Below are 14054 nucleotides of genomic sequence, written 5' to 3' on the forward strand. Positions count from 1 at the left end.
CCCGCCTCTACCGGCGGGGAAATGCCCAAACTGCTCCCCTACTCCGCCTTTAAATTCCTAACGGGATTGGCGATAGCGGCTTTAACAGACTGAAAACTAATAGTCACCAACGCGATAAACATAGCTGCCAGGCCCGATGAAACAAACACCCAAACCGGGATATTAATACGGTAGGCAAAATTATTGAGCCAGTTGTGCATCAGCAGCCAGGATATGGGCGAGGCTATGAGCAGGGCAATTACAATAAGCCGGATAAAATCCTGTGATAAAAGCAGGGTGATGTTCATGACCGAGGCGCCCAATACCTTGCGTACACTGATCTCTTTTTTGCGCTGGGCTATGTTATAAGCCGACAGGCCCAACAACCCAAGGCAGGAGATAACGATGGCCACAATGGCAAAGCAGATGAACAGCTTGCCAAAACGTTCCTGGGCTATATATTGCTGGTTGTAAGCTTCATCGGCAAAAAAGTATACCAGCGGCACATCGGGCAGTATTTTTTTCCAGGTGGCTTCCAGTTGATGCACGGTCGACCGTACATCTGTGGATGTGATATCGATAGTGATATTGGTTAAATGGCTGAAATCTACCCTTATGGTAAGCGGCTGCACGGTTTCTAAAAAGGAATGGTTATGAAAATCTTTGATCACGCCAACAATCTCGCCCGTATGGTTAAGCTGTTTAAAATGTTTACCAATGGCATCCTCCGGTTTTTTGAAGCCCAGGCTTTTTAACATGGCATGGTTAATGAGCATGGCCTTCATAGAATCGAGGGCCAGGTTTTTTTGAAACCCGCGCCCGGCAATCAGGTCGATATGGTATTGTTTCAGGAACACATCGTCAATAAAATAAACGTCGGGCCGCTGCTGTTGCTTTTCGCCTTTGCTGTTCTCAATCATCGTATTAAACTGGTTGTTTGACGTGCCGGGAATAGACGACGACAGGCTAACCATACCAACGCCCGGAATTGCCGCCAGTTGCTGCCTTATCCCATCGGTATGTTGATTGATACTTTTGCTAAACTGGTAATCAATCACCAGCTTATGATCTTTTTGAAAACCCAGCTGCTGGTTTTGCATAAAGTTAAGCTGCATATGCACAATGGTAGTAGCCAGGATAAGGAATATAGAAATACAAAACTGCGCCACCACCAACGACCGCCGCAACATAAGCCCCGTACCCGACGAGCCCGTTTTGCCTTTAAGGCTACTGATGGGTTTAAAGCCCGATAAAAATAAAGCCGGGTACGCGCCGGATAATATGCCTACCCCAACAGCCAACGCCAGCAGCCATAATACATGCTGCACATTGTGAAAGATACCATCGGCTATAATAGTGCCCGTTAGCTGGTTAAATAAGGGCAGCAACAACGATGCAAACAGCAGGGCTATGATAAATGCAATTAAACAAAGTATTACCGCATCCATAAAAAATTGCAGCATCAGCTGGTATTTTGATGCGCCAAGCACTTTACGCACGCCAATTTCTTTGGCCCTTTGTAACGAGAACGCGGTAGTGAGATTAATAAAATTAAAACAGGCAATAAACAGCACCAGCAGCGCTATGATGGATATAATATACACATTGGTAATGCTGCCGCTGGCCGATGTGCCTGTACGGTGCCCGCGCGGTTTGCCATACAAATAAACCTTTTTTAACGGCTCGATAGATAGCTGGTACTTAAAATCGGTTTGATCCATATTGGCTCTTACCATAGCCGGGAACTTGGCCTGCAAAGCTGCAGCGGATGCACCGGGTTGTAATAACAGATAGGTGTAAAAGCCAAAGCGGGTCCAGTGGTTCCAGTTTTCATCAACCAGGGTCGAGATAGAAAAAATAACATCAACCCGCAGGTGCGAATTGTACGGAATATCCTTCATAATACCGGTTACCCTGCATTTGGCTTTGCCGTTGATGAGCATGGTTTGGCCCATAGGGTCGGCGTTGCCGAAGTATTTTTTGGCGGCGGTTTCGGATAGTACCACATCGCAGGGGGCATTAAACAGGTGGCTGATGTCGCCCCGCAGCAGCGGCCACGAAAATATTTTAAAGGCCGACGAATCGGCGTAGGCTACTTCTTCCTTTACCGCGTTGTCGGGGTTGCTTTGCAAAATCATATCGTCCATAAACACCCTGGCCATATCTTTTACCTCGGGGAAGGCTGCTTTGATAGCCGGCCCCATAGGGGTTGATGCACTTTCGTAATTAACACCTACCGGCGTTTTTACATCAGTTACCAGGCGGTAAATATTATCGGCCTTTTCATTATAACTATCGCGGTTTAATTCAAAATGAACATACAGCAAGGCAAAAAAACAAACACAAATACCGGTGGCCAGGCCTATGATGTTGATAAGGGAGAAAACCTTGTTCTTCCACAGGTATCGCAAAGTGGTTTTAAAGTAGTTTTTGAGCATGGTAGGTAGATGTTGTAAACCCTAAAATAGGGTTATTTTCTTAAAAGATCGTTATGCTGCGTGGTGAATCCGCTGTTTCTGAAAGAGGAAATGACGTATATCGTGTATCGGCGAAGACTCACCCGGCGAGGCTACGCCCGCCACCCTCTCTTCGGCTTCGCCGGAAAGAGGGGCTTGAAAATCTATTACTTGTTTTTTTTATAATATATTGATATTAAGCGTTCAAGCCCCTCTTTACACCGCAGGTGAAGAGAGGGTGGCGGGCGCAGCCCCGCCGGGGTGAGTATTAGCCAGCGTTCAAAGCCAATGTTTGTATAACACCTAACATGTCATCGGTAAGCACGAAGCAACCTCCACTCTTCCTATTGTTTGATTTAGATAAATGATTTCAATAACTAAAACTCAATTAGCGGTTTGTTTACCTTTGTGACGATCGAATACAATAATGTCTATCGGGGTAAGGTATACCACCGGTTTCAATTTGGATCAAGCCAGTTATATAAATTTTATTTTTCAAATTTTGTTTATGCCTAAATACAACTCACTGCGCATTGTAATTGCTGTCTGTTTCTTTTCGTATTCCTTAACTGTTTGCGCCCAGCAAAAAACCGCACCCGATTCTATCCGGAAAAAAATGCAATGGTTTGCCGATGCAAAATTGGGCATTTTCATTCATTGGGGCATTTACTCGGTAAATGGGGTTGATGAAAGCTGGAGCTTTCATAACAAAAAGATAAGCTACAAAAGCTATATGGAGCAGCTAAAAGGCTTCACGGCTTCCCGGTATAACCCCGGCGAATGGGCCGGCTTAATTAAGCAAAGCGGGGCCCGCTACGCAGTTATCACAACCAAGCATCATGATGGCTTTGCCCTATGGCCCACAAAACAGCATCATTTCAACGTGGTTGATAATTCGCCTGCAAAAAGGGATGTGTTAAAACCTTTTTATGATGCTTTGGATAAAGAAGGGATTAAACGCGGCGCCTACTTTTCTTTGATAGATTGGAGCCATCCGGATTATCCCGGTTTTTTAAAAGACAGCAGCCGGTATAAAGTTGCCGATGATCCCGGGCGCTGGCAACGCTTTCAGCATTTTTTTCAAGCGCAAATTGATGAGGTAAATAAAGCATATAAACCCGACTTGTGGTGGTTTGATGGCGACTGGGAACACAGCGCTGCCGAATGGCAATCGGAAAAAGTAAGGAAACAAATTTTAAACCTTAATCCGGCGGCTATCATTAACGGCCGGCTGCAAGGTTATGGAGATTACGAGACACCCGAACAAAACTTCCCGGTTAGCCGCCCTAACTTTAATTGGTGGGAATTATGTATGACAACCAACAACAACTGGGGTTATCATCCCGACGATGTCAATTATAAAACGCCTTTTGAAGTAATCAGCATTTTTGTAGATGCGGTTAGTAACGGCGGCAATCTTTTATTAGATATTGGCCCCAAAGCAGATGGAACCATCCCCGCCGAACAGGTAAATATTTTAAAAGAGCTTGGAGCCTGGAACAAAAAAAATGGAGAAGCCATTTTTGGAACACTACCCGGTTTGCCCCAGGGCCATTTTTACGGGCCTACCACCCTGTCAAAAGACTCAACAACCATTTACCTTTTTTTACCGGGACAAACCACGGGAAATGTTATGCTGAAGGGCTTGAAAAACACCATTAAAGATATACAGGTAGTGGGAACAACCGCTCATTTACAGCCCAAAATTGTTGGTAAAATTTCCTGGAGCCCGGTACCGGGCCTTGTTTTCATCAAGGTACCCGACAAATATAAAGACCCTTACATAACCGTTATCAAACTACAATTAGACAAGCCTCTGCAATTATATCATGGGCAGGGAGGGCTGTAAACCGGCATGCAGATATTGGGAAACGCATAAAACATGGTTAACATAACTTAACACATTTCAGATATATTTTTTATAATCATTTAATAATCAACACTTTATATTTTATCATGGTTAACACTAAACTGATAGCGTAATTAGGCGCACCCAAACATTTGTGCCTGGTGTTGGCCAATACAAGTCACTTCGATGCCCCGATCATTTAACCAGGATCAGCCATAAAAACGCTATCGTTTGTCTTAATTCTTGATTCTTCTTCATGGCAATGCCTGCGGCCCGGGCTGTACATTCATACGCGCACAGGGCCTTAGGCGCCGGGGCGGTATCCATTTCCATCCCTATTGCGGGGGCACTGGGGGGCTAATCTACTGCAACCCTATTTTGCGGATCAGTTTATTGCCTTGGTCGGCAACATATACCATTCCTTTACTATCAACCGTTACACCTGTTGGAAATGAAAAAGATGATTTATCAGGTGCGCCATCCTTATTGCCTATGGCACCTGTGCCTGCATATGTGGTTACCTGCCCAGTGGCGTCTATCATCCTGATCATATTGTTAACCGAATCGGCTACATATAAATTTCCATTTTTATCAATGGCAATACCGTCAGGGTTATTGAACGACGCGTTCCGGCCTTTGCCATTTGCGGCACCGATGGCACCGCTACCGGCGAAGGTTGTTACCTGTGCCGATGGCGTAATTTTTCGGATTGTATTATTATACCAATCGGTTACAAAAAGGTTGCCGGCCTTATCAAACACCAGTCCGTGTGGATAAGCGAAGGAAGCCGCGATACCAACACCATCGCTCGAGCCCTGCGTGCCGCTTCCGGCAAAATAACTTACACTACCCGAAGGGGTAACCTTATAAATTGTGCTTGCTATGAATTGTGAGATATACATATTTTTATCTTTATCAAACGCCATACAATGAGCTGAAGGCAAACTTTGCGGTGCGCCGAATTTTCCGGAAAGAGTACTGACAATACCATAAGTATCTATCTTTCTGATACTGTTGTTTCCCGATTCAGAAATATAAAGACTCCCATCGGGGTGAAAAGCAATACCGAGAGGAGCGGAAAAAGTGGCGTTTTGCACTGGCCCATCCTGAAATCCGGCGGTAGTTGTACCCGCAAATGTGGTAGTCCTCCCAGTCGAATCAACTTTAAGTATCATGTTATTGCCGAAATCAGTAACCATTAAATTTCCGAAGTTATCTGACACCAGGTTCACAGGTCTATTAAACAATACTGTATTATCCCACCTATTGTTACCGGCAAGTGTTGTTACCAACATCGTATACTGGTAATTAAATACCGGACCTGCTACCGGTTTGCCATTATCTATTGCAAACGATACTTTACCAATCCCGGCCGACAAAGGAACCGACACGGTAAGTTTATTAGCCGTAGCAGCTATAATATCCGCTTCCTTACCGTTAAACCAAACCTTGTCGCGGGAAACATCTTCGCTAAAGCCCCGACCGCTAATTTCAACCACTGTTTTATATGGCCCTGAATTTTTATTGATTGATAGAATAGCAATGGCACTTTCGGGGTTAACAGGCACATTGGGCTCATTACGATGTTTTTTACAGGAGGTAAGCGATAACAATACCATGGGGATCATTACAACGGGCCAGATTGTGTTTTTATTGAAGGTTAGGTTAATCATATTGCAAATATGATTAAAAATAATTTAAAGCGTATTGGAACAGGGAGGTCACGTTGAACATTTACGCGCGATTTTTCATTGATAAGTTTCAAACCGGAGCTGTTTGAAACGATAACCTCCCTGCTCTTTTTAAAGTCGAAATCTATGGAACAACAGCAACAAAGCGAAACAGGAGCAAATCTGGCGAGGACACAGATCGCGGAAAAAATAACTAAATAGCCACCCTCACCGGCACCGCAGCAACCCAAACTGCCGTCCTATCGTGCGTTTTCGCAAATTGCTTTTTGAAAAAATTGCCATCAGCCTTCACCTTGCCGGTAAAGGCCGTTTTTCCGTTTACTATTATTTTTACTTCTTTGGTTATATCAACCATTTGCGGGCTTATTAAAACTTCAAAAGCGGTTACCCCCGAGGTGGAAATTTCAAACACGTTGTTATTGAAAGTCCCTTTTATAGCGGCGCTGGGGTTATAACCGTAATTGCTTCTGTTGTACCAGGTCTTGTTTATTTTATTGTAACTGTTTACAAAATAAGATTTGTGCCACCCGGCTGCAGGTAAGGCAAAGTCCCAATTATTGATAACGAGCCAATCGCAGCTATTGAAGATATGGCTGCCGGTTTCCCAGAACACGGTATGGGGGTATGGGTTCCGTTGGGTGTTTTTTATAAATTCGAGGGCGTTGGGATAGTCTATATCCAGGTGTTTATCAAAGTGCTGGTAACCATAGTATTCCTTATATTTAACGTTTACCTTTAACGAATCGAGCACTTTAATAATTGCCCTTGCCTGTTCAATGGGGCGTATATCGTCCTGATCAGAATGAACGGCATACAGCGGCCGGTTGGTAGCATTGGGCAGGTAAATATCATTGGCAAAAATATTGGTCAGCATAGAATTATAACACAAAAAACCTGCAAAGGGCGCGGGGTTATACACATCTAACGCAAAAGCCCCGTCGGACCCATCAGAATGTCCCATTGCAAAAACCTTATCATCGTCGATATTTACTGATCGTTTAACTTCATTGATGATATTGAGCAATGTTTTAAAAGTGAGATTATCCCCGGGCCTCCATTCGTTAACCACCCAGCTAAACTTTTTGGTTGCATCACCATAAGGCATAATAATGATGTTGCCTGTTTTACACAATTTGCCAATAAAGGGATCGTCGTCGGCCTCGGTGGCTTTGTGCTGTCCCATGGCATCGCTAAAATGAGATGCCCCTACAGCGCCATGCAGCAATAACACCAGCGGCGTTGGCACCGATGGGTTATACGTTTCGGGGACAAACAGCCTGAAGGGCACCGCACCAAAAACAGAATCGTTGATGGTAAAAATGTGCATATCCCGGTACTCCCCGAGTAAAGGGAAATGGCTGTGGCCGAGTTCGGCAGGTTGGCCGTTTTTCAACAACTTGTCTAAATTGCTTTTAGGAATGCTGCTAAAATCGGTTACCTGGGCAAATGCCGGGCCCGTAAACAACAAAAACAGGGTAGCGATAAGGCGGCAATATTTTAACACAGGTAATGTTTTTAATGTGTAACCATAGGTAACTGCGTTGGTAAAATAGTTAATATTTGATGGATTGGCAAATTGGCGGAGGGGGGAAAAGCTGGTGGTGTTGCCCGATGGAGTAGTTGGTTTTACCTTAACATTGGCTTTGAACGCTGGCGAAGACTCACCCGGTCGAGGCTACGCCCGTCACCCCTCTCTTCGGCTGCGCCGGAAAGAGGGTGGAGCTTATTTTTTGTTTTTTTTGCCCCTCTATGCGACGCAGTCGGAGAGAGGGGTGACGGGCGTAGCCTCGTCGGGGTGAGTCGAATCGCCGCTATGCTAACAACGTCAACAACAAAGCGTTTTTGCCAAATCGTTCCCCGAAAAATAAAAAGCTCATTAAACCCCTCCCTGCCTTTGCACACATTTCCATAGCGCCCCTCCCGAGGGAAGGAACTGAAAAAATCGCCTTCGGAAGCCGAAATCATCTCGTTTTCCCCAAAATGTCAGCAGAGGGAGCTTCGGGCGAAAACGGCCAAAACGATGATGGGTGATGCGGTGGCAGGGCATAGGATGCTTTTGCACGTGTGAGGGCCGACTGCGCCGGGGCAAAATAAATCCAGCCCAGGTTTTGGTCGTTTTGCAGGGTAAAGGCCCGTGCGGCAAAGAAGCATTCCTGCTGACGGCCATTATTCGCTATTGTTTGTTTTTTATGGTTCTCATTATCTCGCTATGCTCGGTCTTGGTTACTTTTGGGGCTTCAAAAGTAACAAGCCCTCCCACGGCGAATGAGCGGGCCGATGTAGTAGCTTCTACAAAGTAATTTTGTAATCTGCAAAACATCAAGCATAATTAGATTGCCTGGTTCCTGACTATGGCATATTTTATTTCGCTGGCCTGGGGTACGAAGGATCTATCAGCTGTGCATGACCGATAGAAAAGTTAGCTAATAGATCCTTCGTACCTCAGCATGACAGTCTTTTATTTTTGAATGTCACCTCCCCTCCAGAGTTTCGCTAAATTTTATCTCTCAGCATGACAGTCTTTTATTTGCATCGTTGTTACCACAATCTTGAATCCCGACACTTAATTCTTGACGCTATTAAAAAAAAGTTGTAACATCGTATTACATCCTGCATCTAAATAAAAAAACAAATACAAAAAAAGCCAGCCGGCGTAACCCAAACCAAAAAACCGCCGTGCCGGCAAACAACCCATAAAATTATCATGAAAAAAATATTTATTGCACTTACAGGTTTAGTGGTTAGTCTTTCGGCATGCAGCCAAAACCCGCCGCAGCAAAACAACGTTACTATCGAAAACAATACCACTGCCGGTTTTGACGTAAATAAGCTTGCCCAGTTTGTAAAAAACAGTACCGACCCGCAAACCCTTGAAAAAGCCATTAACAACCCCGCCAACCAGATCAACAACCTTGATTTGGATAAGGATGGCAACATTGATTACCTGAAGGTACAGGAGGCCGACAACAACAAATTAAACGTAATTGATGATGTTAGCAATTCGCAATCGGTAACGGTGGCCAGCATTAACGTTCAGCCAACGGGCAATAACAACACCGCCAACCTGGATATCCAGGGTAATCCAAGCTATGTGGGGTATAACAACTATTACCACTCGTCGTTCGGGTTAACCGACTTTTTGATCTTAAGCTATTTTATGCGCCCTCATGCTTATTATGTGCCGGTGTACCATTACGGATATTATCCGCATTATTATACCCGTACACGTACTTATACTACGTTCAGGCCTACTACCTCGTCGTACATGTCGTCGAGGAGCAGCAGCCGGAGCAGTTTGAGCCAGCCAACCAGGTCGCAAAGGTCGTTCAGCAACCGCAGCTCGGGCAGCCGGGTAAGGAGCGGTGGTTTTGGTAGCAGCAGTTCGGGCAGCAGCTTTGGCAGCGGCAGAAGTTCGGGCAGCAGATCGGGGTTCGGGCGCAGCCGCGGTGGTTTTGGCCGCAGGCGATAATATTTTCAATCTCATTAATTTTTATATTCTAATTAGACTGAATCCTGAAGTCTCCCCTACCGGGGGAGATTTAGCGGGGGCTCACATTTACTTAAATTATGGCTATCCAATTAAGAAAAAACACCGTTTTATCTGACGATAATAAAAAAACGTTTAAAGCAATTATCGTTTTAAACGAAATGATAAATGGCAACCACCAGTTTAGCAGCAGCGCTTATGGCGACGATGCCGTATTACAGCCGCTGTTTCATGAGCTTGTTGCCAACGGCTACGTTATCAGTTCGGGTTCGGTTTATAAGGTAAGCTCAAAGGGACGTGGCGTGTTTGATACCTTTATGAAGCGCTATACCGAATACCTGAAAGTTTATGACGTTTTTTCGTTTGTCGACCTGGAAAAAGGCGAATTTGCTTTTAGCAGCTATTTCGACTTTGATACCGACGACGACTGGTTCAACTTTACCGACAATGAGCGTTTTGACGATTTGCGCATTGCCGTAGCCATGTTTAAAAAAGCCGACCCGGCCGAAATTGTGTTTATGTCGTTCATCAACGAAAACAGGTTTGATACCAGCGTATCGGGCTGGCAAAATGATTTAATGGCCGACACCGCCTGGGGCGAAATAGAAGAAATTTGCAACACCGCTATTAAGCCCGAAGATGTTGGCGAAGATGCCATGGTAGATATGATAAACCAGGGATCGGAGCTGATGATTAAACTGATGGAGGAAGAGCAAAAACAGAATAGCAACAACAATTACGGCGGCGGTGGCACTACCACCACTACCATTGTTGAAGAAGAAACTATCGAGTACTACGAACCCTACTACGACCCTTATTACATCTCGCCAATTTGGCTGGTACCGTTGTTTATCTGGTAATGATTACGAATGGATCATGAACGGGGAATAACTGTTCCACCGGAACGATTTAATCCCCAATGTCATGCCGAACTTGTTTCGGCACCCCACATGCTAAGTGTGCTTCATGCGGGTCACCTGTCCTGTGGGGTCCCGAAACAAGTTCGGGATGACTTCCGTTTTTTGAGTTGTCATGAGTAGCACCCGGCTAACTCTGTTATGCAACTGATGGGCACCGTTAGTACCCAAATAGCCTCTCAATGGCTTTCTCGCGATAGGCAAAAATCTTGCTCACTTGCTTACCCACAAAAACCTTGTTTGCAATAGTGCCTATAAAGCCGTAGGGTATGGCATAGTGCAAAATATCATTCATTTGCACACCGCCTTCGATGGCTTTAAAATGATGCTGGTGATGCCATAAAGCATATGGGCCAAAGCGCTGTTCATCAACAAAATACTGTTTATCAGCAACCTGGGTTATCTCTGTCATCCAGTTCATCTTGATACCTGCCACCGGCGAAATTTTGTAGGTAATGATCATACCGGGATACATTTTGGTATCGGCAGTATAATCAGATGTTACCACAAAGCTCATATCGGGCGGTGTAATCTTAGCCAGGTTTAAGGGCGAGGAAAAAAAGTCCCATGCCTCATCTAATCCAGTCGGTATTTTTTGTTCGGTTTTTAAAACGTATGTTTTCACAATCAAATATCAAGTACAATATCGTTGTAAATATACATTTTTATCTCGTAGTCGTACTAATTGGCAATTTTCGTCTTGACCATTCGCTCCACGACCCTACATATAATTGCGGCCCGGTAATGCCGGCATACTCCATACCCAGCAAGGTATGACAAGCTGTAACCCCTGATCCACAGTGTACTATGATATCCTGGTGGACAACATCGCCTACTGCGTCATCATAAATTTTGCGCAATGTATCAGCATCAAGATATTTACCATCGGTACCCAGGTTGGTAACATATGGCAGGTTAAATGCGCCTGGTATATGGCCGGCAATCAAATCTAAAGGCTCGGTTTGGCCTAAATAGCGCGGCGTTTCACGCACATCTATCACAATCCGGTTTGCATCATGGGCGGCAATGGCCACTTCGCCAATGGCCACGGTGCCGGTGTAGGCTGCAGGTACCGGGTAGGTATCAACCGGGGTTGGGGTAAATTCTTCAGTGCTTAACTCGATGCCGGCATCTTTGGCAGCCTGTAAGCCTCCGTTTAATACCTGTACATTGTTATGACCAATTGCCTTCAGCATCCACCAAAAGCGGGCACCGCCAAAAGCTGCAGATTTATCATCATAAACCACTACATGGCTTTCCGGCGTAATACCTAAACGGCCCAAAAGGGCGGCAAAATCTTCAATGGGAGGTAAAGGATGGCGTCCGCCTTCCGAGGCGTCGGTAACGTGGGCAGCTAAATCGCGGTCCAGGTCAACATACGCAGCGTTTTTAAGGTGACCGGCAAGGTAGCGGTCATGGGTATCTTTACCGGCGCGGGCGTCGATAAGTATGGTGTTCGGGCCGGCAAGGGCCGGATCGTTAATTTCAATTAGTGGCGCCATAGTTTGTTCGGTCTTGTAGTAAAAGACCAAATATAAATACCACGCCCTTTACTTCAAGGCTTTTACTGCACTATTTTATTGGCGCAGTATGAGCTTGCAAAAGCTTCGGGCTTGGCTTTAAATACAAAACCCATGCTCAAAATGTACCCCATAGCCTCGTGCAGCGCGGCATTTGATTTAAACATTGGGTTGGTGTTAATGTCGGCATGTACTTCCAGTTCCACATCATACAGGTCAAGCAGGTCGCAAAGCTTGTAGGCTATGTCAATTGATTTTTGTACTTCGCTCAGCATCCTTTCCTTAATGGTCATTTTTTGCGAGGTACGCTCCTGGTGGATAAACATAAAAGCGCCACGTTTCTCGCGCAGAAACACGATAACTGTAGCAAAATCAGTTACACTACCTTTTACCTGCGAATCTGTTCCGATACATACTTTGAGCTTGTTGCCGAGGGCGGCTTCGCGTTCAATCGCCTTTTCAACCTCCTCCATGATGGGTGTTTGGATCACCTCTCCACTAAATTTTCTCCAGGTCATAAAAATTGTTTTTAGTAAATTTTAGCCGACCCATTTTATAGGTCTATAAAAATAAGCGATAACGTTTCATATAAACGTAAAGATGGTGTGATTTATTTGTTAACATTTAGCTGAATATCAACACAATTGAAGAGAATTTGAAAATTTGAGGATTTGAAAATGTAATACGGGAATGGTTTTAATTTGAAGATTTTAAACCGCACAGCCTACACCCAATAAATATTACATCGGGCACAATTTGAAATATGCACATCTCAACCCCTGCATTTTCAAATCCTCAAATTTTCAAATCTTCAAATTAAGAAGATAGCGCAGCCCTGATCTGGTTCTCGGCTTCCAATACCACTTCTTCTATCGGGCGGCCGGCTGGTTCAATGGGGGTAAGTACTTCCCACTTCATGGGCGTAAATGTATTAAGGGGGTACTGGCCATAGCGGATCATCTTCCATGAATCCTTAATGGCAACAGGCACCAATAACGCCTCGGGGCACTTTTTCAGTATCGTGGCTATACCTCCTACCTGGAAGGTTTTTATTGTTCCGTCTGTAGAGCGCGTCCCTTCAGGAAATATCACGGCCGACCATTTATTTTCCTTCATCCGCACACCAAGTTTCATAATTTCGGTGATGGATTGACGCTGGTCTTTACGATCGATATTAGCACCGCCGCCATGCCTCAGATTATAGGATATGGAGGGAATGTTTTTGGTAAGTTCGATTTTAGAGATAAACTTGGCGTGGTATTTACGCAGGTACCAGATCATGGGTGGTATATCCAGCAAGCCCTGGTGGTTAGCTAAAAATATAATAGGACGACCAACCGGCAGGTTTTGGTTATTGACAAAGGTTACCGTATTACCCAGTAAATAAACCGACCGCAATAAAAACAGGTTCAGGATATCAACCGATTTTTTGTGCGCCGAATAGCCAAAAAAACGAAAACACACCCATTGAATAGGCTGAAATATAACCAGTATCAATAAAAATACTCCCGTTGCCACGGGGGTAAGAAAATAGCCTAAAAACTTTTTCATCGACTGCCAAATTTAGGCATTTTTTGCAAACGTGCGGGGTTACAAAAGGTTTTCTGAAAGCAATAATTGTACTTTAAGCACCGCAGCAACGGTCATGGCATCGGTAATCTGGCCGTTGCAAACCATTTTATACATTTGGGCGAAAGGGATTTTTTTGATGATGAGCTGCTCGGTATCTTCCGGTTCGGCTTCGTGTTGGGTAAGGTTACGGGCTAAGTATATAATACTCAATTCATCGCTCACCGAGTTACTTAAATGCAGCCGCATTAACTCTGTCCAGTTACCAGCTTTCAGGCCTGTTTCCTCGAGAAGTTCGCGTTTGGCTGATTCGAGCGGATCAGTTCCTTCAGGGCCTCCCCCTTCCGGCATTTCCCAGCTGTAGGCATTGACGGTAAAGCGGTACTGACCAACCAAATAGGTATTCAGTTCGTTATCCAATGGCAAAACGCCTATAGCCAGGTTTTTGAAATGAACTTTGCCATAGATGCCCGGGTTGCCGGATGGATTAATTACCTGGTACTCGGTAAGATTGATCCAGGGGTTATCGTAAACCGATTTCTCGGAGGTTATTTTCCAGGGGTTATCTTCAGGGTGATGCATGGGT

General features: G+C 44.8%; 11 protein-coding genes. 3 read left to right on the forward strand and 8 right to left on the reverse strand.

The window, feature by feature from the left end:
• Positions 1-38: 38 nt before the first annotated feature.
• Positions 39-2417 (reverse strand): ABC transporter permease, encoded by a 2379-nt coding sequence (locus tag BMX56_RS24270; protein ID WP_090652295.1) that lies wholly within the window; start codon positions 2415-2417, stop codon positions 39-41.
• 526 nt (positions 2418-2943) lie between these two features.
• Between BMX56_RS24270 and BMX56_RS24275 the strand changes: the two genes are divergently transcribed.
• Positions 2944-4284: an alpha-L-fucosidase gene (locus tag BMX56_RS24275; RefSeq protein WP_090652446.1), complete on the forward strand. Its 1341-nt coding sequence runs from the start codon at positions 2944-2946 to the stop codon at positions 4282-4284.
• A 362-nt stretch (positions 4285-4646) separates the two neighbouring features.
• On the opposite strand, the gene BMX56_RS24280 is transcribed toward BMX56_RS24275, so the two are convergent.
• Complete coding sequence (locus tag BMX56_RS24280; RefSeq protein ID WP_090652296.1) at positions 4647-5957, reverse strand: NHL domain-containing protein; 1311 nt, start codon at positions 5955-5957, stop codon at positions 4647-4649.
• A 211-nt stretch (positions 5958-6168) separates the two neighbouring features.
• A complete protein-coding gene (locus BMX56_RS24285; RefSeq protein ID WP_090652297.1) occupies positions 6169-7479 on the reverse strand; it encodes a hypothetical protein in 1311 nt (436 codons plus the stop codon).
• Positions 7480-8679: 1200 nt separating this feature from the next.
• Between BMX56_RS24285 and BMX56_RS24295 the strand changes: the two genes are divergently transcribed.
• Complete coding sequence (locus BMX56_RS24295) at positions 8680-9444, forward strand: putative periplasmic lipoprotein (protein ID WP_090652299.1); 765 nt, start codon at positions 8680-8682, stop codon at positions 9442-9444.
• Between the two features lie 98 nt (positions 9445-9542).
• Positions 9543-10322 carry a hypothetical protein gene (locus tag BMX56_RS24300; protein ID WP_090652300.1) on the forward strand — a complete coding sequence of 260 codons (780 nt, stop codon included), beginning with the start codon at positions 9543-9545 and terminating at the stop codon, positions 10320-10322.
• Positions 10323-10539: 217 nt separating this feature from the next.
• Here the strand turns inward: BMX56_RS24300 and BMX56_RS24305 are convergent, their stop codons facing one another.
• From BMX56_RS24305 to BMX56_RS24325, 5 genes are all read right to left on the reverse strand, one after another.
• Positions 10540-11004 (reverse strand): SRPBCC family protein, encoded by a 465-nt coding sequence (locus tag BMX56_RS24305; protein WP_090652447.1) that lies wholly within the window; start codon positions 11002-11004, stop codon positions 10540-10542.
• A gap of 40 nt (positions 11005-11044) precedes the next feature.
• Entirely contained in the window at positions 11045-11881 is an 837-nt protein-coding gene (locus tag BMX56_RS24310) for a sulfurtransferase (RefSeq protein ID WP_090652301.1), read from the reverse strand.
• A 62-nt stretch (positions 11882-11943) separates the two neighbouring features.
• A complete protein-coding gene (locus tag BMX56_RS24315; protein ID WP_090652302.1) occupies positions 11944-12417 on the reverse strand; it encodes a ribonuclease H-like YkuK family protein in 474 nt (157 codons plus the stop codon).
• A gap of 298 nt (positions 12418-12715) precedes the next feature.
• Positions 12716-13450 carry a lysophospholipid acyltransferase family protein gene (locus BMX56_RS24320; protein ID WP_090652303.1) on the reverse strand — a complete coding sequence of 245 codons (735 nt, stop codon included), beginning with the start codon at positions 13448-13450 and terminating at the stop codon, positions 12716-12718.
• A 39-nt stretch (positions 13451-13489) separates the two neighbouring features.
• Positions 13490-14050 carry an NUDIX domain-containing protein gene (locus tag BMX56_RS24325; RefSeq protein WP_090652304.1) on the reverse strand — a complete coding sequence of 187 codons (561 nt, stop codon included), beginning with the start codon at positions 14048-14050 and terminating at the stop codon, positions 13490-13492.
• Between the last annotated feature and the right edge of the window lie 4 nt (positions 14051-14054).

Origin of the sequence: Mucilaginibacter sp. OK283, from assembly GCF_900110415.1 — a bacterium.
Lineage (GTDB): Bacteria > Bacteroidota > Bacteroidia > Sphingobacteriales > Sphingobacteriaceae > Mucilaginibacter.

Bases quoted from the DNA above. Each gene is read 5' to 3' on its own strand.
- BMX56_RS24270 (WP_090652295.1), bottom strand. From the start codon at position 2,417: ATGCTCAAAAACTACTTTAAAACCACTTTGCGATACCTGTGGAAGAAC.
- BMX56_RS24275 (WP_090652446.1), top strand. From the start codon at position 2,944: ATGCCTAAATACAACTCACTGCGCATTGTAATTGCTGTCTGTTTCTTT.
- BMX56_RS24280 (WP_090652296.1), bottom strand. From the start codon at position 5,957: ATGATTAACCTAACCTTCAATAAAAACACAATCTGGCCCGTTGTAATG.
- BMX56_RS24295 (WP_090652299.1), top strand. From the start codon at position 8,680: ATGAAAAAAATATTTATTGCACTTACAGGTTTAGTGGTTAGTCTTTCG.
- BMX56_RS24300 (WP_090652300.1), top strand. From the start codon at position 9,543: ATGGCTATCCAATTAAGAAAAAACACCGTTTTATCTGACGATAATAAA.
- BMX56_RS24310 (WP_090652301.1), bottom strand. From the start codon at position 11,881: ATGGCGCCACTAATTGAAATTAACGATCCGGCCCTTGCCGGCCCGAAC.
- BMX56_RS24315 (WP_090652302.1), bottom strand. From the start codon at position 12,417: ATGACCTGGAGAAAATTTAGTGGAGAGGTGATCCAAACACCCATCATG.
- BMX56_RS24320 (WP_090652303.1), bottom strand. From the start codon at position 13,450: ATGAAAAAGTTTTTAGGCTATTTTCTTACCCCCGTGGCAACGGGAGTA.
- BMX56_RS24325 (WP_090652304.1), bottom strand. From the start codon at position 14,050: ATGCATCACCCTGAAGATAACCCCTGGAAAATAACCTCCGAGAAATCG.